Here is a 23,256-nt window from a genome sequence, read left to right as displayed (position 1 = left end):
GATGCGGACAGCGGGCGCAAGCGCAAAGGAACGTGGCGTCGCGATCATCAGCGCGCTGCTGGTCGTCGCGCTGTCGGCCATTCTGGTTTCGGGCATGTTGTGGCGGCAGCAGGTGCAGGTGCGGCGCATCGAGAATCAGCGGCTGCTCGCGCAGGCGCAATGGATTTCGCGCAGCGCGCTCGACTGGACGCGGCTGATCCTTCGTTCGGAAGCGGATACCTCGCCGACGGTCACCTATCTCGGCGGCGTGTGGGGCGTGCCGATCGCGAAGACGAAGCTCTCCGATTTTCTCGGGCAGATCGGCGAAGTGCGCGCGCAGGAAGGCGCGCAGACGTTTCTGTCCGGCTCGATCGAGGATGCGCAGGCGAAGTTCAACCTGCGCAATCTGGTCGCGACGCCCGCGCCGGGCGTGCTGACCATCAACGTGCAGCAGATTCAGTCGTTCCAGCGGCTGTTGACGCTGCTCGGCATCAACGGATCGCTGGCGAAGACGGTGGCGTTGCAGATGCGCGCGGGACTCGCGCGGTCCGCCACGCGCTTTCAGACGCAGACCGGCAACGGCGCGAGCCTCGCGACATCGCCGGAGCAGACGATGGCCGCGATCGCGCAGGGCGGCGGCGCGGCGGGCGGCGGCAACTTCACGGACGATCCCGGCCTGAAGGACGCCGACAGCAACGCGCCCGTCGCGCCGCTGCAAATGATCAGCGTGGATTCGCTCCTCGACGTGCCCGGCTTCTCGGCGGAAGCGGTGGCGAAGCTGCGCAAGTTCGTGACCGTGCTGCCGACGACGACGCCCGTCAACATGAACACCGCGCCCGCCGAAGTGGTAGCGGCGGTGGTGGAAGGTATGAGCCTCTCGCAGGCGCAGGCGTTCGTCGCGCGCCGCGAGACGGTGTTCTTCCACGATGCCGGCAACGTGCAGCTCGCGCTGACCGGCGCGGGCGTGAAATCGACGTCGATCGACCCGAGCGAGCTCGACGTCACCACGCGCTATTTCGTGATTCACGGTCGCGTCGACCATGAGCGCGCGCAGCTCGAGCGCACGACGCTCGTCTACCGCGATCCGACGACGCACACCACGCGCATCGTCTACACGCGCGACGCGCTGTGATGACGATGTTTCTGACAAGAGGAAGTGGCCTTTGAGCACACTGATCGTTCTATTGCCGCCGCGCGATCCCGCGGTGCGCTCGCAGGAGTGGGACCTGCCGGACCTGCCGTTTCTGCTGCTCGACAAGCGCGGCGAGACGCAGCGCGCCGGCCGCGCCGCAGTCGGATTGCTGCCGCGCGCCAGCTTGACGGTGCTGATCGTCGCCGCTCGCGATACCTTGCTGCTCGCTGCCGCCGTGCCGCCGCTCAAGGGGCCGCGTCTGCGTCAGGCGTTGCCGAACGTCGTTGAAGATCAATTGATTCAGGACCCGCAGACCTGCCACATCGCGGTCGATCCCGTCGCGCTAGCGGATGGCCGTCGCGTGGTCGCGGTCATCGATCGCGGATGGTTCCGCTTCGTCTGCGACGCGTTCGCGAGCGCGGGGCATCGCAATCTGAAGGCCGTGCCGGCGATGCGCTGCCTGCCCGTCCCGGCGGTCGAAGCGGTCGAAGGCGAAGCGTTCGCGCACACGCCGTTCATCGCGGGATTGCTGGGCAACGTGGTATCGACCGCGCCCGCGTTGATCGGTGAGATCGAGGCGAGCGCGCCGTCGCCGGCTGCTCCGCGCGTCGAAATCGCCATTGCGCGCGGCGAAGGCGCGGCGCTCGGCGAAGGGCTGGCGCTTCCCGCCGATTCCATCGCGCCGACGCTCGCGGCGCTCGCCGGCGATCACCCGGTCACGCTGTACTCGCTCGCCGATCTGCCCGGCGACGAGCCGCGCCTCGCGTCGTCGCGCAGCGCGGTGGCGCTGGCGGACGCGCAGCCGCTCGCGTTCGAAGCCTTCGCGCGACAGGCGCTGGCGAGTCGCTTCGACCTCTGCCAGTTCGAATTCGCCGCGCAGCCGTGGCGGCTCGATCGCGCTACGATGCGGCGTCTGCGCGTGCCGATCGCGCTCGTGGCCGCGTCGGTGATCGTGTCGATCGTCGGGATCAACGTTCAGTGGCTTCAGCTTGCGCGCCAGCGCGACGCGATCAGCGCGCAGATGACGGAACTGCTGCTCAACGCGTTCCCGAAAACCACCGTCGTGCTCGATGCGCCCGATCAGATGTCGCGCAATCTCGACCGCTTGCGGGTGGCGTCGGGCGAGCTGTCGCCTTCAGATTTCCTTTCCCTCGCCGACGGCCTCGCGCGTTCGCTCGGCCCGGTGCCGGTCAATGGCATCGCCGGGCTGGATTATCGCGACCGGCATCTCGAAGTCACCTTCAAGCCGGAAACGAAGGTCGATCCCGACCTGACGAAGCGCCTCGCCGCGAACGGGCTGAACGGCGCAATCGACACCAATACCGGCAAATGGACCATCAGGAGCGGCCAATGAAAGCGGAACTCGGACGAACGCTTTCCGAATTCTGGGAAGGGCGCACGCCGCGCGAGAAGACCTTGCTGTTGTGGGGCGGCCTCGTGCTGGGCGTCGCGCTGATTTATCTCGTGCTGTGGGCGCCGGCTTTCGAAGGCCGCGAGCGCCTGCGCCAAACGCTGCCGGCGATGCAGCGCCAGCTCGCGACGATGACCGCGCAAGCCACTGAAGCGCGCGCCCTCGCGGGCAACGCCGAAAGCGTGACGCCGACGGGCGGCGCGCTGCGCGATGCGCTCGCCAAGTCGCTGGCGGACAACGGCATGCAGCCGACGCAGGTTCAGGTGATCGGCGCGGCGGTGCAGATTCAGTTGAAGAACGCATCGTTTCCGAACTGGACGATGTGGCTCGACGACGCGCGCAAGCAGTTCAAGGTGCAGGTGTCGGAGGCGCACGTGACGGCGCTCAAGCCGGACGGCCAGGTCGATCTCAGCGCATCGCTGCAACCGGCCGGCGTCAAATGAGCTATTGGACTCGCAGAATCCGGCTCGCGCTGCCGGGGCTCGTCGTGATGGTGTTGTCGATTGCCGGGACGCTGCTCGTGATGCTGCCGGCTGCGTGGATCACGCCGCAGTTCGCGCGCGCGACGGGCGGCCATGTGAATCTCGTCGACCCGGCTGGCTCCCTGTGGCGCGGCTCCGCGACACTGATGCTCGCGGCGGGCGGCGACGGCGCGGGCGCGACGCTGCTGCCGGGGCGCATCGAATGGACCACGGCGTTCTGGCCGCTCTTCACGGGCCGCATCCACATGACGATGCGGCAGACCGAAGCGATGCCCGACCCCGTGACCGTCGACGCCACGATGCGGGGCGCGTCGCTTTCGCCGGGCGCGATGGCCGTGCCCGCGACGCTGCTCGCCGGGCTCGGTGCGCCGTTCAACACGCTGAACTTCGATGGAACCGTGCGGCTTTCGTGGACCGAATTCCGCGTGCTCGGCAACAACGCTTACGGCCAGTTCGTCGTCACGCTCGATGACATGGCTTCGCGCGTGTCGCGCGTGAGGCCGCTCGGATCGTATCGGGTGGCGTTGCAGGCGCAGGGCGCATCGGCGGCGATCGACTTATCGACGACCAAGGGACCGCTTTTGCTGACGGGCAAAGGCATGCTCGCGCAGGGCGCGACTTCGTTCGAAGGCACGGCGAAGGCCGAGCCGCAGCAGCGCGAGAACCTCGCCGGCCTGTTGAATCTGCTGGGCCGCCATACCGATCCGGATACGGTCGCGCTGACCTTCGCGCGCTACTAGCCGCCCGGCGCGCCTTTCTCCCTCGAGACCGCGACAGGCGCTTCGACGCCGCCCGTCTCGCGGTCCATCTGCCCGGCATCCCAGCCGCCGCCCAGCGCCTTCACGAGTCCGACCGACGACACCATTCGCTGCCCCGCGATGCTCGCGAGCTTTTGCTGGGCGGTGAACGCCGTCGTCTGCGCTGTCAGCACGTTGATGAACGCGACGGTGCCCGCCTTGTACTGATTGTTGATGATCGCGAGCGCCTGCTGCGCGGATTCGACCGCCTGCTGCTGCACGACGATCTCTTTCTCCAGAATCCGCAGTGACGCGAGGTTGTCCTCGACGTCCTGGAACGCGGTCAGCACCGTCTGCCGGTACGTCGCGACGTTCTGATCGTAGGCTGCGCGGGCCGCATCGGAGCGGGCGGCGCGCAGGCCCCCGTCGAAGATCGTCGCGGCGATATCCGGCCCGAGCGTCCAGAAACGCGACGGCGCGCGCAGCAATTGCGACAGCACCGAACTTTCGAAGCCGCCCTGAGCCGACAGCGTCAGGGACGGAAAATACGCCGCGATCTCGATGCCGATCTGCTCGTTCGCCGCCGCGGCCTTGCGCTCGGCGGATGCGATATCGGGCCGCCGCTCCAGGATCGCAGACGGCATTTCCGCCGGGACGGTGGGCGGCGTGGCGTCGAGCGGCATGGCGGGAAGCGAGAACGTCGATGCCGGCTCGCCGACCAGCACGGCTATCGCGTGCTCATACTGCGCGCGGGCGACGCCGTTATCGATTGCGGCGGCCTGCGCCGACTGCAACTGCGTTTGCGCCTGAATCACATCCGAGCGCGCGACGATGCCCTGCGCATACTGGTTCTGTGTGAGCTTGAGCGACTGCTGATAAGCGCCGACGGTCTCGTCGAGAAGCTTTTGCTGCGCGTCGAGCGAGCGCAACTGGAAGTACGTCTGCGCGAGCGTGGCCTGTGCGGAGAGGCGCGCGTTGGCCAGATCGGCGGCGGCGCCCTGCTGTCCCGCCTTCTGCGCATTCACCGTCCGTCCGATGCTGCCCCACAGGTCCGGCTCCCACGTCGCGTCGAGCGCGAGGCTGAACTGGTTGTTGACCGACCCTTGTTGGCCGAAGCTGGAACTGTTGGTCGAACGGTTGCCCGCGCCCGTCCCCGCGCGCGATGCCGACGCCGACGCGCCGATTGTGGGGAAATACGATGCCCTCGCCTCGCCGACGAGGGCCCGCGCCTGCCGATACGCAGCCGCAAATTGCGCGATGCTCTGGTTCGACTGGTTCAGACGCGCTTCGAGGTCGTTGAGGGAAGCGTCGTTATAGATGGTCCACCATTCGCCGCGGTCGAACTGATCGGACGGCTGCGCGACTTTCCAGCCTTGAGGCGCTTCCTTGAAGCTGGCCGGCATCGGGGTGGCCGGACGCTGATAGTCGGGACCGACGGCGCATCCGGCGACGGCCATGGCGACTGCGGCAGCAACCGCAATGACGCGCAGTTGCCGCGCAGTGCGATTGACGGTGCGAAGAGAAAACGAGGCGGAAGCGGCGGGGCGATACGGCATCTGCTTGTCAGGAATCCTGTCGGCGGCGTTTCATCCGGTGCGGCGAACGCGGTGAGCCGAGATGGTAACGGAACGCCCGCGCGGTCGGGCGCGGCGGGCGTCGGGCAGACGTTAGCCTAACGGCTTCACCGTAAGCCTGGTGTTACGCGGACGGACGTATGAGTTACGGCGCGTTACTTCAACGGCCCGTCGCGCCGCAGCTTCCCTGACACGGCGCGGCCGGTGGCGCGAGCAAGCGGCGCTCGGAAACCGTGGCCGCAGCCGCATCGGCGCTTTTCCGTCGATGCCGATTCTCGAACCACCCCATCCCGAGCACCGCGAACGAGCCGCCCGGCAGCAAGAACACGATCAGATACAGCGCGAGCTTCCACGCATTCAGTTTCGACGGGACGAACTGACGGGAAGCTCGGGCGATCGTGCTGCTGACTTGGCCGAAGCGTCGGCGGGCGGTGTTGGCAAGGCGGGTCATCGGATGGTCCTGACGTCGTGGTAGTGACGCGGCTGGAATCAAAACATGGTTTCGGGCGGCGCAAAAAGCGCGTGACGCGTTGCATCAAATAATATTGACTAAGCAACTACTTTTCAAGATACTGCTGTCTGCTTTTTTACGACCTGTTGTATCGCGGCACGCCGCGCCCGACGTCATCACCGAATGGACAGCGAACCGCTCTACGATCCCGCCACGATTCAGCTTGAAACCAGCCTCGGCTATTACCTCGCCAAGGCGCGCAACGTGCTGATGGCGCGGACGGATCAGGCGTTGAAGCCGCTCGGCCTGACCTCGCAGCAGATCGGCGTGATTCTCTGTCTGGCGTCCGGACGGGCACGCACGCCGCTGGAACTGTCGCGCGAGATGTCGTACGACAGCGGTTCGATGACGCGCATGCTCGACCGGCTCGAAAAGAAAGGCTTCGTGCGGCGCACACGCAGCGACACTGACCGGCGCATCGTCGAACTCGCGCTGAGCGAGCGCGGGCACGAGGCGGCGGCGCGGCTTCCGGCGATCGGCGCCGCAGTGCTCAATGAGCAACTGCACGGTTTCAGCCGCGCGGAACTCGATTCGCTCATCGCGATGCTGTCGCGCGTAATCGATAACTCGCCAACCGACGCAAGCCCCGGCTGCACGCTCGATTAACGCGGCCACCATGCTTTAACGCTGCCCGTTTCACTGTCTGGGCAGAGAATGACGCGGCACTTACTTTCAAAACGCCGGAGCAAGAATAAAAATGTCTACGACCGCAGCGACCGACCAGGCCAACGACGCCCAACCGCCCGCCCCGACGCCGCTCGCCGGCGGCATCCTCGCGTTGCTGACGATGGGCCTCGCTCTCGGCACGTTCATGGAAGTGCTGGATACGTCCATCGCCAACGTCGCGGTGCCGACGATTTCAGGCAGCCTCGGTGTCGCCACGAGCGAAGGCACGTGGGTCATCTCGTCGTACTCGGTGGCATCCGCGATTGCGGTGCCGCTGACGGGCTGGCTCGCACGCCGCGTCGGCGAGGTCAAGCTGTTCACGATTTCCGTGCTGCTGTTCTCGGTCGCCTCGGCGCTCTGCGGCTTCGCGAACAGCTTCGAGTCGCTGATCGCGTTCCGGCTGCTGCAAGGCCTCGTCTCCGGTCCGATGGTCCCGCTGTCGCAGACCATCCTCATGCGCAGCTATCCGCCGGAGAAGCGCGGCCTCGCGCTCGGCCTGTGGGCGATGACCGTTATCGTCGCGCCGATCTTCGGCCCCGTGATGGGCGGCTACATCACCGACAACTACACGTGGCCGTGGATCTTCTATATCAACGTGCCGATCGGCATCTTCTCGGCGGCGATCGCGTACTTCCTGCTGCGCGGCCATGAGACGAAGACGACGAAGCAGCGCATCGACGGCGTCGGGCTGACGCTGCTCGTGATCGGCGTTGCGAGCCTCCAGATGATGCTCGACCTCGGCAAGGACCGCGATTGGTTCAGTTCGAAGTTCATCGTCACGCTGGCGATCGTCGCGGCCGTGTCGCTCGCGTTCATGTTCGTGTGGGAGATCACCGAGAAGGAGCCGGTCATCGACCTGTCGCTGTTCCGCGACCGCAACTTCGCGATGGGCGTGCTCATCACCTCGCTCGGCTTTCTCGCGTTCTTCGGTTCCGTCGTCGTGCTGCCGCTCTGGTTGCAGACCGTGCTCGGCTACACGCCGTGGCTTGCCGGGCTGGCGACCGCGCCCGTCGGCATTCTCGCGCTCGTGCTGTCGCCGATGATCGGCCAGAACATGCATCGCATGAATCTGCGCGTGGTGGCGAGCTTCGCGTTCATCGTGTTCGCGCTCGTGTCGTACTGGAACTCGACGTTCACGCTCGACACGCCGTTCCACGACATCATTTATCCCCGGCTGGTGCAGGGCATCGGCGTGGCGTGTTTCTTCGTGCCGATGACGACCATCACGCTCTCCAGCGTGTCCGACGACCGGCTCGCGGGCGCGGCGGGACTGTCGAACTTCCTGCGGACGTTGTCAGGCGCGATCGGCACGGCGGTCAGCACGACGTTCTGGGAAAACGACATGATCCGCCATCACGCGGTGCTGACGGAGTCCGTCACCGCGTATTCATCCACGACGACGGAATACACCAACGCGCTCTCCGGCCTCGGCTTGTCCGGGCAGGCGGTGGCGGCGCAACTGGATCGCGTGGTGACGGCTCAGGCGTACATGATGTCGACGAACGATTTCTTCCGCATTTCCTTCTATGCGTTCATCGTGCTGGCCGCGATGGTGTGGCTGACGCGTCCGAAGAAAGGCGCGTCAGCGTCGATGGGACACTGACGCGTCGCGCTTACTGCGGCGTCAGCGGCGCGACCGACTGGCCGGGCTGGCTGTCGAGATTGAGCGGCACGGGCTGCGGCGCAGACGGCGTTTGCACCGCCTGCGGCGTCGACATGGCGGGGCGCGGCGCGCCGTTGCGCACGAAGTTCTTGAAATCCGCGCCCGCCGCCCACGGATTCGGCTCGCAGCCGAGCGGGCTGTCGCAATGCGCGGCGAAACCGATGGTCGCTGTGCCTTCGTTGCTCGGCGTCTTGGTGATCTGATACGCAAGCGCGCGCTTGCCGCTCGACGGTCCCGCCGTCTGGATGATGGCATCCGTGATGGCCTGCAGCTTGTACTCCGAGTGATTCGTCACCCAGACCTGCGCGCGCGCCCACCAGGCGTCGCACTCGAGCTTGCTCATGCAGGTGAGCGGCGCGGTGGCCTGCTCCATCGTCTGGCTGCTGACGTGCGTATCCGTGGCGCAGCCGGCAAGCAATACGAGCGACGCAGCCGCGCTTATCAGTTTGTGGTTCATCGCATATCCCCCGCGTCCCCGTTTGATCGATAAAGAGCCGATTTTCGACCAGCCACCGCCGATGATGTTCGGCGCGTTGCCCTCTGTTTCAAATCGGGAACTTCTTTCCGGTCGCCCGAAGCGGTGCGGCAAGAAACACCTGCGCTTCTCAGGCGTCGGCGCGCGTGAGCTTGTAGTCGCGATAAGCAGCGACGAACGCATCGAACGATTCGGTTTCGTTGCGCTCGATGGCGGCCTGCTCTTCCAGCGACTTCGCCGCGAGCGCCTGCATCTCGCGCTCCTCGTCCGCCGGCAGCGGATTCCGGCGATAGTGCTCCGCGTGCCGCAGGCTCACGTCGAGCGCGAACGCGTGGAAGGATTGCTGCTTGTCGTGCATCGTCTGGAGGACGCGGGCAGACGGCGTGAGTGACGCATCCGCGATGCGCGGACGAAGCGCCTCGAGCGCGCGCACGTGATCGCCCGTGCCGATTAGCTTGTCCAGCGTCGCCGCGACCGGTTCGATGGCATCGAACAGTTCATTCGCCCATTGCTGCATCGACACCGGCGCGCCGTCGCGTTGAAGCGTCAGACCGGGCTTGCGTCCTTCCTTGGTGATCGCGCTGAAGTTGTCGTTCGCTTCGATACTCTCCTCGCGCGGCATCAGCGGGCTGTCTTCGAGTGCGCAATAAAGCAGATACGCGTCCAGAAAACGCGCCGTTTCCAGCGAGATGCCGGCGGGTGCGAAAGGATCGATGTCGAGGCAACGCACTTCGATGTACTGCACGCCGCGTTCGGCCAGCGCATGCAGCGGCCGCTCGCCGGATCGCGTGATGCGTTTCGGGCGGATCGTCGAGTAGAACTCGTTCTCGATTTGCAACACGTTGGTGTTGATCTGCACCCACTCGCCGTCTCGCTGCGTGCCGATGGCCTCGTATGGCGCATACGGCTGGCTGACGGCTTTGGCGAGCACGTCGAGATAGGCGTCGAGGTTGTCGTAGCTCGGCAGCAAATCCGCTTGCGCGGGATTGTTCGTGTAGCCGAGGTCGCTCATGCGCAGGCTGGTCGCGTGCGGCAAGTAGAACGTATCGGCGTCGAACGCTTCGAGCGAATGCCGTTTCCCTTCGACGAAACGCTTGTCCAGCGCCGGCGACGCTCCGAACAGATACATCAGCAGCCAGCTCGTGCGCCGGAAGTTGCGGATCAGCGCGAAGTAACGCTGCGAGCGGAAGTCCTGCTCCGTCAGCGTGATCGCCGGTTCGAGCGCCTGCCACGCGCGCCAGACCTGATCGTCGAGCGAATAGTTGTAGTGGATGCCCGCGATGCACTGCATCGTTCGGCCGTAGCGCAGCGACAGCCCCTGCCGGTAGACGTGCTTCAGCTTGCCGATGTTCGACGTGCCGTACTGTCCGATCGGAATCTGATCGTCCGGCGGCAGCGCGTTGGGCATCGAGTTGTTCCACAGCAGCTCGTCGCCGAGATGCGCGTACACGAAGCGATGAATCGAATCGAGCCGCTCGATGGCGCGCGCAGCGTCTGCTTCGGCGGGCGTGATCAGCTCGACGAGCGCCTCGGAGTAGTCGGTCGTGATGAGCGGATGCGTCAGCGGCGATCCGAGCGCGCGCGGATGCGGCGTCATCGCGAGCTCGCCCTTGGGCGTCACGCGCAGGCTTTCTTTCTCGATGCCGCGCAAGCCTTGGCGCAGCGCATCGGCGTGCGGGCCGGACGCAAGCGCGGCAAGCCTGCGCTGATATGCGCCGGCTGCGGGGTGAGCGGAATTCTTATTTGCCATCGAAGCGTTGTGCGAGGAGCGCGAGCGGCTCGCGCCCGGTCATATTTTCGGGTAGCGGGCACTTTAACATTTCGATGTTGCGCGTGCTTGAGGTGACAACAGGCCTGGCTGTGCGCCGTTTGCACGTCCGTCTCGCAGTCTTTTCGCGACAAGAAAACGCCCGCGCGTCGCGACGACGGCGGGCGCGTATTCGGTACGGCTCGTCAGGCGATTTCGCCCGCTTCCTTATGCGTGCGCTCGGTGTCGAGCAGCGTTTCCTTGCGCGCCAGTCCCCACCGATAGCCGGCGATCGCACCGTCCTTCCCGATCACGCGATGACACGGAATCGCCAGCGCCACCGGGTTCGATGCGCATGCGTTAGCCACCGCCCGCACCGCGCCGGGCGATCCGACCGACGCCGCGATCTCCGTGTAGCTGCGCGTCTGCCCGTACGGAATGCGCATCAGCGCGTCCCACACGCGCTGTTGAAACGCGGTTGCGCCGATGTCGAGCGGCAAGTCGAAACGTTCGCGCGTGCCTTGAAGATACGCGCGAATCTGCGCGACGAACGGCGCGAGACGCGCGGCGTCCTCGATGCGCGCGGCCTGCGCGAAATCCGCCGCAAGCTGGCCGATGAGCGCGTCACGGTCATTGCCGAAAGCGATCTTGCAGACGCCCTTGTCCGTCGCCGCGATCAGCACGACGCCGAGCGGCGTATCGGCGGTGACGTAGCGCACCGTGAGTCCCGCGCCCTTGCGCCGATAGGCCGATGGCGTCATGCCGAGTTCCGTCGCCGCCGCTTCGTACAGCCGCGAAGGCGAGAAGCCCGCGTCGTGCGTCGCGCGAGTCACGTCGCGGCCGCGTTGCAGCGCGTCGCGCAGCACGCCGGCACGCTGCGCCGCCTGATACTGCCGCGGCGAAATGCCGACGATCCGCGTGAACAGCCTTTGCAAGTGGAACGGGCTGACGTGCACGGCTTCACTCAGCTGCGCGAGCGTCATGCGCTGCTGCGGATCGGCGTCGAGCGCCTTGCATGCGCGTTCGACGATCGCGAGTTCGCGCGGCAGGCTCGTCGGCTGACAGCGTTTGCACGGACGATATCCGGCGGCGGCGGCTTCGTCTGTCGTCGTGAAGAAAGAGACATTCTCGCGACGCGGCGCCCGCGACGCGCACGACGGCCGGCAAAACACGCCTGTCGTGCGCACGGCGAAGAAGAATGCGCCGTCGGCGCGGGTGTCGCGCTCGGCGACGGCTTGCCAGCGGCTTTCGTCTGACTGATAGGGAAGGTCGATGCGGGCGGTATTCATGGGAACCTCGGCGGCTTCAGGGTACGCGTCCACTGTATCGCCGCGCCGACGAGGTTACGCGCCGTTTCTTGCTCTGTCATCGTGCGATTCGTCCAGCGCGTCACAAAAAGTGACGCACAGATACCACACATCGACGCCATAGGGGTTTTTACTAGAAAAACTATTGCGTCGCATCAACACGCTGTGTATGATTGGAACTGTCTCCTCCATGTCTCCTCCTGATATGGATTCAACCCGCCGACCAGGCGGGTTTTTTTTCGCCTGTCGCTTTTGCGGTCCGTGTAGCGCCGGCGTAAAAAAACCGGGCGCGCGGCCCGGTTTGCTCGTCGGCGATTCGCGTTACAGCACGTACCGCGACAAGTCCTCGTCCTGCGCCACTTCGCCCAGCGCACGATCGACGTAAGCCGCATCGATCTTCACCGGCTGGCCCGTGTGGTTGCCCGCCGCGAACGACACTTCTTCCAGCAACTTTTCGATGACCGTATAAAGCCGTCGCGCGCCGATGTTCTCCGTCTTTTCGTTGACCGAGTACGCGATCTCGGCAAGCCGGCGGATGCCGTCGTCGTCGAAATCGAGTTCGACCTCTTCAGTTGCGAGCAGCGCCTTGTACTGCTTGACGAGGCTGGCATCGGTCGAATTCAGAATCGATTCGAAGTCCTGCACCGAAAGCGAATCGAGTTCGACGCGGATCGGGAAACGGCCCTGCAATTCGGGAATGAGGTCGCTCGGCTTCGCGAGATGGAACGCGCCGCTCGCGATGAACAGAATGTGATCCGTCTTGATCATCCCGTACTTCGTGTTGATCGTCGTGCCTTCGACGAGCGGCAGCAAATCCCGCTGCACGCCCGCACGCGACACTTCCGCCCCGCCGACTTCGCTGCGCGACGCGATCTTGTCGATTTCATCCAGAAACACGATGCCGTTCTGCTCGACATTCTGAACCGCCCGGCTCTTGACCTCTTCGTCGTTGAGCATCTTGCCGGCTTCCTCGTCGGTCAGGAGCTTGAGCGCTTCCTTGACCTTCACTTTCCGACGAGTCTTTTTGCCGCCGCCGATGTTCGCGAACATCGAGCGAATCTGCTCGGTCATGTCCTCCATGCCCGGCGGCCCCATGATGTCCATGCCGGCTTGCGGCATTTCCACGTCGAGCTCGATTTCCTTGTCGTCCAGCGCGCCTTCGCGCAGACGCTTGCGGAAGGTCTGACGCGTGGTGTTGTCGCCTTCGTTCGAAGTTTCCGCCGCGCCGAAACCGACCGGCCGCGCCGTCGGCAGCAGAATGTCGAGGATGCGGTCTTCGGCGCGATCCTCGGCCTTCGTGCGAACCTTCTTCATTTCCGATTCACGCGTCTGCTTCACCGAAATCTCGATCAGATCGCGCACGATACTGTCGACATCGCGGCCCACGTAGCCGACTTCAGTGAACTTGGTCGCTTCGATCTTGATGAACGGCGCGTCCGCGAGTTTCGCGAGACGTCGCGCAATTTCAGTCTTGCCGACGCCCGTCGGCCCGATCATCAGAATGTTCTTCGGCGTGATTTCCTGACGCAGCGGCTCCGCGACCTGCTGACGGCGCCAGCGGTTGCGCAGCGCGACGGCGACGGCTTTCTTCGCGCGTCCCTGCCCGATGATGTGTTTGTCGAGTTCGGAGACGATTTCGGAGGGAGTCATGGTGGTCATCGCGGGGGTCCTTTATTCGATCGTCTCGATGACGCGATTGTGATTGGTATAGATGCACATATCGCCGGCGATCGTCAGCGCTTTCTCGACGATGTCGCGCGGCGCGAGTTCGGTGTTTTCCGCGAGCGCCTGCGCGGCGGCCTGGGCGTAGGCGCCGCCGGAACCGATCGCGCAGATGCCGTTTTCGGGATCGAGCACGTCGCCGTTGCCGGTGATGACGAGCGTCGCGTCCTTGTCTGCGGTAATGAGCATGGCTTCGAGCCGGCGCAGCATGCGGTCGGTGCGCCAGTCCTTGGCGAGTTCGACGGCGGCGCGCGTGAGATTGCCCTGATGCTTTTCGAGCTTGGCTTCGAAGCGGTCGAGCAGCGAGAACGCGTCGGCGGTGCCGCCGGCGAATCCGACCAGCACCTTGCCGCCATAGATGCGGCGCACTTTCCTGGCGCCGCCCTTCATGACGATGTTGCCGAGCGTCACCTGACCATCGCCGCCCAACGCGACTTTGCCGCCGCGCCGCACGGAGACGATGGTCGTGCCGTGAAATTGTTCCATGTGCGTTCCTTAAGAAAACAGAAGAACGCGGGCGGCTTCGCGAAGACTGTCGAGCCGCCACGCAGTCGAGAATTCGATGGAGTGCACGGCGCGGGGTTCCGCCGGCCGATGAGGCGAGAGGCGTACGGCGCCGCGCGCGCGCCTTGCTTTGAGCAGGCACGTTTTGTTTATCTTAGGGCGTGGCGCGATTTATCAAGTGTGCGAGCGCAGCGTGATGACGGCGCCGGATAAGCAAAAAGGCACACGTCGATCGTGTGCCTTTTCAAGTGGCTGCGGGATGAACAGCCATTTCTCGCGGCGGCGATTCCCCCGTCGCGGGGCGACCCCGCGATCTCGCCGCATGCGGCGCGCGCTTCAGTCGCCGAAGAGCTTCTGGCGCAGTTCGCGCCGTTCTTGCGCTTCGAGCGAGAGCGTGGCGGTCGGACGCGCGATCAGGCGCGGAATGCCGATCGGCTCGCCCGTTTCCTCGCACCAGCCGTAATCGCCGGATTCGATGCGCGCGAGCGATTGCTGCACCTTCTTCAGAAGCTTGCGCTCACGGTCGCGCGTGCGCAGTTCCAGTGCATGCTCTTCCTCGATGGTTGCGCGGTCCGCCGGATCCGGCACGATCACCGTTTCCCGCAGATTTTCCGTCGTCTGGCCGGCATTCTTGAGAATGTCCGCTTGCAACTGCTCGAGCCGGTTCTTGAAGAAGGCGAGTTGTTCCTCGTTCATGTAGTCCTTCTCGCTCATCTTCAGGATTTCGGCTTCGGTCAAGAGTTTCGTTGTCATCTGCTTGCTTCTTCAATGTAGGGCGATGTCTTCGCGACGCCCGCACTTGCGTTACCCGCATGCCTGCAGCGTTTTGGCATCACGCGACACTCGATGCGGGACCGAACTCCTCTGGAAACCGATATTGGATGCTGCTCCGTAGCTGCACTCCGGCAACTCGCGGCCCGCCTGGCGCTCCGCCTGACCGGCCCTCCCCGGCCAGTCGAGACATCGTCCCTCGGGACATCCCTTCTTCTGAAACCCGACGGTAAAGCGCTTGCGACGCGCGCCGATCGGATCTGCCCTTCTCCAGTGGGGCTGTATTGTAACTGAACCGCAATTTCCGACTAAACCTACGGAAAACCCTGTCAAAAATTGTCGGAATCTCAAAAATATAACGCCTGAACGTGCAAAAAGCGATGTCCGTTCGTGGGGGTGATTACACATCGCGAAAGAAAAGCATCACGAAAAACGCCGCACGCGAAAATTCACGGCGGCGTTTCATCGTTTCATGCGTTGCGCCGTGAGGCGCCGTCGCACGTGCAAGCCAGATGCGTGCCGGACACGCATCCATTGCGCATCACTTCACGAGACAGGCGTCGAGGCCGTCGGTGATGAGGTCCTTCGGCAGTTCGATACCGATGAACACCATCTTGCTGTTCTTCTTCTCGACCGGAAGCCACTTGCCCGCGAGGTCGCTGCCCATCATCTGATGGACGCCCTGAAACACGACCTTGCGATCCACGCCCTTCATATACAGCACGCCCTTGTAGCGCAGAAGCCGTTCGCCGTAGATCTGCAGAATGCCGCCGAGGAAGTCTTCGAGACGGTTCGGATCGAACGGCTTGTCGCTGCGATACACGAACGACTTGATCTTGTCATCGTGATGCGCGTGATGATGATGGTGGTGATGCTCGTGATCGTGGCTGTGATCGTGACCGCACGTCGCATGGTCGTGATCGTGATCGTGGTCGTGCGCGTGATCGTGATCGTGATCGTCTTCCGCGAGGAAGTCCGGATCGATCTCCAGCTTCGAGTTCAGATTGAAGCCGCGCAGATCGAAGATTTCCTTGATGTCCGCTTCGCCGAAATTGACGACCTTGATCGCGGCGCGCGGGTTCATGTGCAGCAGGCGATGCTTCAGCGCCTCGAGCGCGTCTGCGTCGACGAGATCGGACTTCGTGATGAACAGGCGATCCGCGAAGCCGACCTGGCGCTGCACCACTTCTTGTTGATCGAGCTGCGCGTTCGCGTGCTTGGCATCGACGAGCGTGATGATCGCGTCGAGCAGGAATTCGTCGGCGACAGTGTTATCCATGAAGAACGTCTGCGCGACCGGGCCCGGATTCGCGAGGCCGGTGGTTTCGATCACCACGCGATCGAAGTCGAGCGTGCCGGCCTTCTTGCGGTTCGCCAGGTCTTCGAGCGCACGCGCCAGATCGCCGCGAATCGTGCAGCAGATGCAGCCGTTGCTCATCTGAATGATCTGCTCGTTCGTGTCCTGCACGAGAATTTCGTTGTCGATGTTCTCTTCGCCGAACTCGTTCTCGATCACGGCGATCTTCATGCCGTGCTTCTCGTTCAAAATGCGCTTGAGCAGCGTCGTCTTTCCGCTGCCGAGGAAGCCGGTCAGGATGGTTACGGGAATCATGTTGTCGCCTGTTTCCTTGTCAGTGTTCGGGAATCGCGTCGAATCGCCTATTGAAACATATTCGTCAAGCCGATGCTGCGCCTGCCATCGCGCTCAAATAAGGCCGTTCACGCGATTTGCAACAGCAGCCCTTTCAGGTACTCGCCTTCGGGAAACGCCGTCAGCAGCGGATGATCGACGCCCGCGCCCAACCGCTTGAGGATGCGCGCATCGACGCGGGCATCGGCGGCGGCGCCCGCGACGATCTTCTGAAACAGCTCCGAATGGATCGCGCCGGAGCACGAATAGGTGAAGAGCAGGCCGCCCGGACGCAGCAGCTTGAAGCCGCTCAGGTTGATGTCCTTGTAGGCCCGCGCGGCGCGATCGACGGTTTCGCGCGACGGCGCGAACTTCGGCGGGTCGAGCACGATCAGGTCGAAGCGCTGGCCTTCGTCGTAGAGACGGCGCAGCGTCTTGAAGGCGTCGGCGTCGAGCCATTCGGCTTTGTCCGCATCGAAACCGTTGGCCTTTACGTTCTCCCGCGCCAGGGCGAGCGCTTCGCCCGATGAATCGACCGAGACCACGCGCGTCGCCCCGCCTTTCAGCGCGGCCAGCGAGAAACCGCCCGTGTAGCAGAAGCAGTTGAGCACTTCGCGGCCTTGCGCGTTCTGCTGCACGAGCACGCGGTTATCGCGCTGGTCGACGTAGAAGCCTGTCTTGTGACCGTTGCGCACGTCGACGTGATAACGCACGCCGCATTCGTTCGTGATGAGCGTCTCGGGCGGCGGATCGCCGGCGAGCACGCCCGTGATTTGCTCCAGCCCTTCCTTTTGGCGGATCGACACGTCCGAGCGCTCATAGACGTTCGGGCAGCCGGTCGCCGCGATGAGCGCCTGCACGATCGCGTCCTTCCACGCTTCGACGCCCGTCGCCATGAACTGGCAGACGAGTTGCGAATGCGCGCCCTGATCCGCGACGTAGTAATCGACGATCAGTCCCGGCAAGCCGTCCGCTTCGCCGAAGACGAGACGCGTCGCGCCGGTATCGCGAATCATCGCTTGCCGATGCGCGACCGCGCGCTGCACGCGACGCTTGAAGAAAGCGTGATCGACGGGCTCGGCTTCGTCGAAGGTCCAGACGCGCGCACGGATCTGCGAATGCGGACTGTACGATGCCCGCGCGAGAAAACGGCCGTCGGCGGCGCGCACGGTGACGGTCGCTCCGGGCGCGGGATTGCCGTCGACGCGCGCGATGGCGTTCGCGTAAATCCACGGATGGCGGCGAACAAGCGACTTGTCCTTCGCCGGTTTGAGCGTGATGGTATTCATTGCGTAGATGAGAGCGCGCAAGGCGCGCTCGAAGTTAGTCGCGCTTCTTTGCGCGCGGATGCGCCGAGTCGTAGACGCGGGCGAGATGCTGAAAATCGAGCGACGTATAAACCTGCGTCGCGGTGATGCTCGCATGGCCGAGCAGTTCCTGCACCGCGCGCAGATCGCCGCTCGACTGCAGCACGTGCGTGGCGAACGAATGGCGCAGCACGTGCGGATGAACGTTCGTCGGGATGCCGGCCATCAACGCCATGCGCTTGACGCGCTCGCGCACGACGCCCGGCGACATGCGATTGCCGCGCACCGACAGAAAGAGCGGATGCGGATCGAGCCGGATGAACTGATCGCGGACCTCGATCCACGCGCGCAGTGCGTCGATCGCCTTGCGGCCGACCGGCACCGAACGCCGGCGACCGCCCTTGCCGAGCACGGTCACTTCTTCGTGCGCGAGATCGAGCCAGCCCGCCGACCGATAGCCGTCTTTCTCGACGAACTGAACATCCAGCCCGACGAGCTCCGCGAGCCGCAATCCCGACGAATAAAAGAGTTCCAGGATTGCGTGATCGCGCAGCGCTTCGGGCGTGCCGGCTTGCGGCGCGTCCATCAGCGTCATGGCGTCATCGACGGAAAGCGCCTTCGGCAGCATCTTCTCGCGCTTGGGCGCGCGCACGGTCGCGACCGGATTTGCGGGCATCGGCACACGCTCGGCCAGCCATCGATAGAACGCGCGCCAGGCCGACAACCGATGCGCAATCGAGCGCGACGACAGGCCCGCCGCGTGCGCCCGAACGACCGCGCCGCGCATGTCCGCCGCGACCAGCGTTTCGAGCGGGCGGCCTTTCGCGATCGCGCGAAGTTCGCCGAGTTCGTACGTGTAGCCGCGCAGCGTGTGTTCGGACAGACGCCGCTCGTGCTCGAGCATCGCCAGATAGGCGGCGATCGGATCGCTTGGCGCGTTGTCGGCGGCGTCGGTCATGAGTGGCTCAGTTCGGCAGCAGACGGCTCAGCGCCGCGCTGGCCAGCACGCCGATCTGCGTGAGGAAATCGGTGGCCATGCCGTCGTGGAAACGGCGGGCATCGGGCGATCCCATGACGAGCAGGCCGAACGCGGGCGCATCCGGACCGGCTTGCGGATCGCGCAACGCGAGTAGCGCAACCGACTGAACGCCGCGCTCGGCGGATGCGCCGCCCGCCGCGCCGCTCGTTGCCGATGCCGAATTCGCCGCGCCCAGCCACTGCGCCGCCGCGAAACCGCTGTTCGCGCCGCAGTAAGGCGCATCCAGACTGTGCGCGAAAATGCGCACTTCCTCGCCGACGTGACGCGCGAAATCGGCCTGGCGGTACGCTTCATCGACATCCCACACGCGCAGTGCGGCGTGCGGCACGTCGAAGACTTCGCACAGGCCGCCGCTGATGGTGGCCGGCAATGCGTGCGGATCGCGCTGACCGATCACGCGCGTGGTCCAGCGGTTGAACTTCGTTGAAATGCTGTCGTTTTCGTGGCCGTAGCGCAGCAGTTCGGCGAGACGCCGTTCGAGTTGCTTGTTCTTGTCGCGCAGCATTTCCATCTGCCGTTCCTGCAGCGACACAGCGGCCTTGCCATGCGGGTTCGACAGCCGGATGGTGCCGAGCAGTTCAGCGTGCTCGACGAAAAAATCGGGGTTCTCGATCAGATAGTCGGCGACTTCGCGTGGATTCATGTTTGCCTGATACAAATAAATGCGTGGTCCGGCTCAGCCGATGCCGGGAAGCTCGATTTCACCTTCGAACACCGTGGTCGCGGGGCCGGCCATGAAGAGCGCGGCGGATTCGTCGCGCGCGCCGTCCCAGCGGATCGTCAGCGTGCCGCCGTGCGTTTCGACGCGCACCGGCGAATCGAGCAGACCGCGGCGGATGCCTGCCGCCACCGCCGCGCACGCGCCGGTGCCGCACGCGAGCGTTTCGCCCGCGCCGCGCTCGTAGACGCGCAGCTTGACCGAATGGCGATCGACGATCTGCATGAAGCCCGCGTTGACGCGCTTCGGAAAGCGCGCGTGGCGCTCGACGAGCGGGCCTTCCGTCAGCACGGGATACGCTTCGACATCCTCCACGACCTGCACCGCGTGCGGGTTGCCCATCGACACGGCGGAGATCCAGCGCGTTTCGCCGGCCACGTCGATCGGCCAGAGCGTGTCCTTGCCTTCGCGGCGGCCTTCGAGACCGTGCGCGTCGAACGGCACGTCGGGCGGATCGAATACCGGCGTGCTCATGTCGACGATGACTTCACCGTCTTCCTGCATCGTCAGTGTGATGACGCCTTTCTGAACCTGCACGCGAATGGTCGACGCATCGGTGAGGCCGCGATCGCGCACGAACTTCACGAAGCAGCGCGCGCCATTGCCGCAATGCTCGACTTCGCCGCCATCGCAATTGAAGATGCGATATTTGAAATCGACGCCTTCGATAGTCGGCTTTTCGACGAGCAGCAACTGGTCCGCGCCCACGCCGAAATGACGGTCGGCGAGCGCGCGCACTTGCGCGGGGCTCGGATCGAGCGTCTGCGAGTAGCCGTCGAGCACGACGAAGTCGTTGCCCGCGCCCTGCATCTTGGTGAACTTGAGTTTCATGGCCGCTATTGTATGTGAGCGATGCAGCGCCGTTCGACGCCGTGTCGGCGCTCAATAAAAGCCGGGCTCGCCGGGCGGCCGCGTCTTGAAACGCTTGTGGACCCAGTAATACTGTTCCGGAATGCGCGGAATCTGCTCTTCGAGAAATTCGTTCATGCGGCGCGCGTCCGCGACGTCGTCGCCGGTCGGGTAGTTCTGCCACGGCTCGAATACCTTCAGCCGATAACCCTTGTAGTTCGGCAACACTTCGCCGATGAACGGCACGACTTGCGCCTTCCCCGTCTTCGCGAGCCGGCCGACGGCGGTGAGCGTACACGTCGGTATGCCGAAGAACGGCACGAACGTCGAGTTGCGCATGCCGTAATCCATGTCCGCGCCGAGCATCACGGGCTTGCGGTCGCGCAGCCAGCGCAGCACGACGCGCGCGCTGTCCGCGCGGCTCGCCATGTCGGCGCCGAAGCGCGCGCGCTGCGCTTTCGCTACCGCTTCGATCTGCGGATTCGAAAACGGCTGATAAAGCGATCCGCACCGCCGATGCAGCGAGTAGTTCAGAAAGATCGATCCCGCCTCGATGCCGACGAAGTGCAGACCGAGGAACAGCGTCGGCGGCAGATCGGGATCGGTGAGATCGATGGCGCTATCGACTTCGACCAGCTTTTCGAGCTTCTTTGCGGAGCCGAACCATTGCACGCTGCGCTCGACGTAGCTGCGGATAGCATGGCGGAAATGCTTCTGCGCAACTTCCTCGCGACGCTCTGGCGTCCATTCGGGGAAGCAGAGTTTCAGATTCGTATGCACGATGCGCCGGCGGCGGCTGGGAATCTGATAGAGCAGCCAGCCGAGGCCGTCGCCGAAACGGGCGGTGACGCCATAAGGAATGATCGCCAGAAACTTGAGAAAGCCAATGGCAAGCGATACACCGATGCGCCCTAGCATGACGTGCCCCAGCGAACAGAGGGGCGGCAGCGTGGAGCGGAATATTGACGCGGGGCGAATGACAACAAGCGTTCGGCTCTGTGAAAACACGGGAAACCGGTATAATAAGACCTTCGCCGAGTTAATGGACAACTTGCGGGGCGAAGCCGGCCGAAGCCTGATCAGATCGGGCAGAAGCCGGAGAAAGGACATCCGCTAAAGCGTCGCCGCTTCAGACTCCAAAAGAAGCCGGCTACGTGAATCTCAACCGTACTCAATTGGAGTCTGAAGCGTGTCGAACGACTATCTCTTTACTTCCGAATCCGTTTCCGAAGGCCACCCGGACAAGGTCGCCGACCAAATCTCCGACGCCATCCTCGACGCCATCTTGTCGCAGGACAAATACTCGCGCGTCGCAGCGGAAACGCTCTGCAATACGGGTCTCGTCGTCCTCGCGGGCGAAATCACGACCAGCGCCAACGTCGATTACATCCAGATTGCGCGCGACACCATCAAGCGCATCGGCTACGACAACACCGATTACGGCATCGACTATCGCGGCTGCGCGGTGCTCGTCGCTTATGACAAGCAATCGCCGGACATCGCGCAAGGCGTGAACAAGGCGCACGACGACAACCTCGATCAAGGCGCCGGCGACCAGGGCCTGATGTTCGGCTATGCATGCGACGAAACGCCCGAACTCATGCCGCTGCCGATCCACCTTTCGCACCGTCTGGTCGAGCGCCAGGCGAACCTGCGCCGCGATGGCCGTCTGCCCTGGCTGCGACCGGATGCGAAGTCGCAAGTCACCGTGCGTTATGTCGACGGCAAGCCGCACTCTATCGATACCGTCGTGCTGTCCACGCAGCACTCGCCGGACATCGACCTTACGCAACTGCGCGAAGCGGTGATCGAAGAAGTCATCAAGCCGACGCTGCCGAAGGAACTCATCAAGGGCGACATCAAGTTCCTGGTGAACCCGACGGGCCGGTTCGTGATCGGCGGTCCGCAAGGCGATTGCGGTCTGACGGGCCGCAAGATCATCGTCGATACGTACGGCGGCGCGGCTCCGCACGGCGGCGGCGCATTCTCGGGCAAGGACCCGTCGAAGGTCGACCGCTCGGCGGCTTACGCGGGCCGCTATGTGGCAAAGAACATCGTCGCGGCGGGGCTGGCTTCGCGTGCGCTGATTCAGGTGTCGTATGCGATCGGCGTGGCGCGCCCGACTTCCGTCATGGTCAACACATTCGGCACCGGCCGCGTGTCGGATGCGGAGATCACCAAGCTCGTGCTGGAACACTTCGACCTGCGTCCGAAGGGCATCATCCAGATGCTGGACCTGCTGCGCCCGATCTACGAGAAGTCGGCGGCTTATGGCCACTTCGGCCGCGAAGAGCCGGAATTCTCGTGGGAAGCCACGGACAAGGCGCTCGTGCTGGCTGAAGCAGCAGGCACCGAACCGGTCGCGCGCGTGGCGTGAAGCTGGCGCGGGGCCGACAATAAAAAACCGGCAGGCGTTGCGCCTGCCGGTTTTTTTATTGCCGTTCGTAAAGCCGCGTACGGCTTTCAGCGCACCGCGAAGTCGTACCAGCCGGCGCTGCTCGCCGACACGCGACGCGGCCGGCGGCTCGTCAGCGTAGTGCTCTTCGGCTTGGGCGTCGGAGCGCGCAGTTGCATCGGACGCCGCAGCAGCGTCTTAAGCGAAACGCTGCGCGAAGCCGCGCGCACGCGGATGCTGAAGAAGAATCCGCGAAACCAGGAGCGGATGCCGTCGACAGGATGCACGCTCCTGATTTGCTCCGCGAGCGCCTGCGTGCGCGCGGAATGATGGCGCAACGCGCGGGTCACGCCGCGCCGGGCGGGCCGCGCGGCGCTCGATGCGACGCGTCGAAGGCCAGTAGCGATACGTTGGGTCATGTCGGCAGAGCGTCCGTTTGCGTGTTCGAGGTCGATCGCAAACTTGACGATAGTTGTCTCAGATTAGTGTTCAAGGCTTCGATTCGACCTTGGATGCGAAGTTGCACCGAATCGATGCAGTCAATGTACAAGAGCTTTATTACTGCGTTAAGTCCACGTTTTCCCTGCCGAATAGTAAAGCGAACGCTTCAAATGGCGAATGAAAGGCCCGACTGCAC

At 64.3% G+C, this 23,256-nt stretch carries 22 protein-coding genes; 7 read left to right on the top strand and 15 right to left on the bottom strand.

Annotated elements, in window-relative coordinates:
- Position 1 precedes the first annotated feature (1 nt).
- From gspK to AB6804_RS09395, 4 genes are read left to right on the top strand one after another with little or no spacing between them, the layout of a single operon-like run.
- Positions 2-1,111, top strand: coding sequence for a type II secretion system minor pseudopilin GspK (gene gspK / locus AB6804_RS09410; RefSeq protein WP_370886215.1), 1,110 nt, complete (start codon positions 2-4; stop codon positions 1,109-1,111).
- A 31-nt stretch (positions 1,112-1,142) separates the two neighbouring features.
- Positions 1,143-2,465 carry a type II secretion system protein GspL gene (gene gspL, locus AB6804_RS09405; RefSeq protein WP_370886214.1) on the top strand — a complete coding sequence of 441 codons (1,323 nt, stop codon included), beginning with the start codon at positions 1,143-1,145 and terminating at the stop codon, positions 2,463-2,465.
- A complete protein-coding gene (gene gspM, locus AB6804_RS09400) occupies positions 2,462-2,965 on the top strand; it encodes a type II secretion system protein GspM (protein WP_370886213.1) in 504 nt (167 codons plus the stop codon). The genes gspL and gspM overlap by 4 nt, the downstream gene beginning before the upstream one ends.
- On the top strand, positions 2,962-3,744 hold the full coding sequence (locus tag AB6804_RS09395) for a type II secretion system protein N (RefSeq protein WP_370886212.1): 783 nt from the start codon (positions 2,962-2,964) through the stop codon (positions 3,742-3,744). Before gspM ends, AB6804_RS09395 begins: the two co-directional genes overlap by 4 nt.
- On the opposite strand, the gene AB6804_RS09390 is transcribed toward AB6804_RS09395, so the two are convergent.
- Together AB6804_RS09390 and AB6804_RS09385 are read right to left on the bottom strand one after the other, a co-directional pair.
- Positions 3,741-5,297: an efflux transporter outer membrane subunit gene (locus AB6804_RS09390; RefSeq protein WP_370886211.1), complete on the bottom strand. Its 1,557-nt coding sequence runs from the start codon at positions 5,295-5,297 to the stop codon at positions 3,741-3,743. The genes AB6804_RS09395 and AB6804_RS09390 overlap by 4 nt on opposite strands.
- A 178-nt stretch (positions 5,298-5,475) precedes the next feature.
- Entirely contained in the window at positions 5,476-5,766 is a 291-nt protein-coding gene (locus AB6804_RS09385) for a hypothetical protein (RefSeq protein WP_370886210.1), read from the bottom strand.
- A gap of 183 nt (positions 5,767-5,949) precedes the next feature.
- Between AB6804_RS09385 and AB6804_RS09380 the strand changes: the two genes are divergently transcribed.
- Together AB6804_RS09380 and AB6804_RS09375 are read left to right on the top strand one after the other, a co-directional pair.
- Positions 5,950-6,432 carry a MarR family winged helix-turn-helix transcriptional regulator gene (locus AB6804_RS09380; RefSeq protein WP_370886209.1) on the top strand — a complete coding sequence of 161 codons (483 nt, stop codon included), beginning with the start codon at positions 5,950-5,952 and terminating at the stop codon, positions 6,430-6,432.
- Positions 6,433-6,523: 91 nt separating this feature from the next.
- Positions 6,524-8,095, top strand: coding sequence for a DHA2 family efflux MFS transporter permease subunit (locus AB6804_RS09375; protein ID WP_370886208.1), 1,572 nt, complete (start codon positions 6,524-6,526; stop codon positions 8,093-8,095).
- Positions 8,096-8,105: 10 nt separating this feature from the next.
- Here the strand turns inward: AB6804_RS09375 and AB6804_RS09370 are convergent, their stop codons facing one another.
- The 12 genes from AB6804_RS09370 to AB6804_RS09315 all read right to left on the bottom strand — a co-directional run bounded on the left by AB6804_RS09370 (position 8,106) and on the right by AB6804_RS09315 (position 21,142).
- The gene (locus AB6804_RS09370; RefSeq protein WP_370886207.1) at positions 8,106-8,612 is read right to left on the bottom strand and encodes a hypothetical protein; all 507 of its coding nucleotides are present in this window, start codon (positions 8,610-8,612) and stop codon (positions 8,106-8,108) included.
- Between the two features lie 148 nt (positions 8,613-8,760).
- Positions 8,761-10,380 carry a glutamate--cysteine ligase gene (gshA, locus tag AB6804_RS09365; protein ID WP_370886206.1) on the bottom strand — a complete coding sequence of 540 codons (1,620 nt, stop codon included), beginning with the start codon at positions 10,378-10,380 and terminating at the stop codon, positions 8,761-8,763.
- A gap of 203 nt (positions 10,381-10,583) precedes the next feature.
- Positions 10,584-11,666, bottom strand: coding sequence for a bifunctional DNA-binding transcriptional regulator/O6-methylguanine-DNA methyltransferase Ada (gene ada, locus AB6804_RS09360; protein WP_370886205.1), 1,083 nt, complete (start codon positions 11,664-11,666; stop codon positions 10,584-10,586).
- Positions 11,667-12,005: 339 nt separating this feature from the next.
- Positions 12,006-13,343 (bottom strand): ATP-dependent protease ATPase subunit HslU, encoded by a 1,338-nt coding sequence (gene hslU, locus AB6804_RS09355; protein WP_370886204.1) that lies wholly within the window; start codon positions 13,341-13,343, stop codon positions 12,006-12,008.
- 12 nt (positions 13,344-13,355) lie between these two features.
- The gene (gene hslV / locus AB6804_RS09350) at positions 13,356-13,892 is read right to left on the bottom strand and encodes an ATP-dependent protease subunit HslV (RefSeq protein ID WP_035962047.1); all 537 of its coding nucleotides are present in this window, start codon (positions 13,890-13,892) and stop codon (positions 13,356-13,358) included.
- 354 nt (positions 13,893-14,246) lie between these two features.
- Positions 14,247-14,663 carry an RNA polymerase-binding protein DksA gene (gene dksA / locus AB6804_RS09345; protein ID WP_035962045.1) on the bottom strand — a complete coding sequence of 139 codons (417 nt, stop codon included), beginning with the start codon at positions 14,661-14,663 and terminating at the stop codon, positions 14,247-14,249.
- Between the two features lie 559 nt (positions 14,664-15,222).
- Positions 15,223-16,293, bottom strand: coding sequence for a GTP-binding protein (locus tag AB6804_RS09340; RefSeq protein WP_370886203.1), 1,071 nt, complete (start codon positions 16,291-16,293; stop codon positions 15,223-15,225).
- A gap of 107 nt (positions 16,294-16,400) precedes the next feature.
- Positions 16,401-17,600: a class I SAM-dependent rRNA methyltransferase gene (locus AB6804_RS09335; RefSeq protein WP_370886281.1), complete on the bottom strand. Its 1,200-nt coding sequence runs from the start codon at positions 17,598-17,600 to the stop codon at positions 16,401-16,403.
- A 34-nt stretch (positions 17,601-17,634) separates the two neighbouring features.
- Complete coding sequence (gene xerC / locus AB6804_RS09330) at positions 17,635-18,576, bottom strand: tyrosine recombinase XerC (protein WP_370886202.1); 942 nt, start codon at positions 18,574-18,576, stop codon at positions 17,635-17,637.
- 7 nt (positions 18,577-18,583) lie between these two features.
- Complete coding sequence (locus AB6804_RS09325) at positions 18,584-19,300, bottom strand: DUF484 family protein (RefSeq protein ID WP_370886201.1); 717 nt, start codon at positions 19,298-19,300, stop codon at positions 18,584-18,586.
- A 33-nt stretch (positions 19,301-19,333) separates the two neighbouring features.
- Positions 19,334-20,206, bottom strand: a complete 873-nt coding sequence (gene dapF / locus AB6804_RS09320) for a diaminopimelate epimerase (protein ID WP_370886200.1) — start codon at positions 20,204-20,206, stop codon at positions 19,334-19,336.
- Between the two features lie 51 nt (positions 20,207-20,257).
- Positions 20,258-21,142, bottom strand: coding sequence for a lipid A biosynthesis lauroyl acyltransferase (locus tag AB6804_RS09315; protein ID WP_370886199.1), 885 nt, complete (start codon positions 21,140-21,142; stop codon positions 20,258-20,260).
- A 271-nt stretch (positions 21,143-21,413) separates the two neighbouring features.
- Here AB6804_RS09315 and metK point away from each other — a divergent pair, with 271 nt between their 5' ends.
- Entirely contained in the window at positions 21,414-22,601 is a 1,188-nt protein-coding gene (gene metK / locus AB6804_RS09310) for a methionine adenosyltransferase (RefSeq protein WP_035962031.1), read from the top strand.
- Positions 22,602-22,687: 86 nt separating this feature from the next.
- Here metK and AB6804_RS09305 read toward each other — a convergent pair whose 3' ends face one another.
- A complete protein-coding gene (locus AB6804_RS09305) occupies positions 22,688-23,038 on the bottom strand; it encodes a hypothetical protein (protein ID WP_370886198.1) in 351 nt (116 codons plus the stop codon).
- Between the last annotated feature and the right edge of the window lie 218 nt (positions 23,039-23,256).

Source organism: Caballeronia sp. RCC_10 (genome assembly GCF_041360715.1).
Taxonomy (GTDB): Bacteria; Pseudomonadota; Gammaproteobacteria; order Burkholderiales; family Burkholderiaceae; genus Caballeronia; species Caballeronia grimmiae.
The sequence above is the reverse complement of the archived record's forward strand: the minus strand, read 5'-3'. Positions and strand labels throughout refer to the sequence as shown.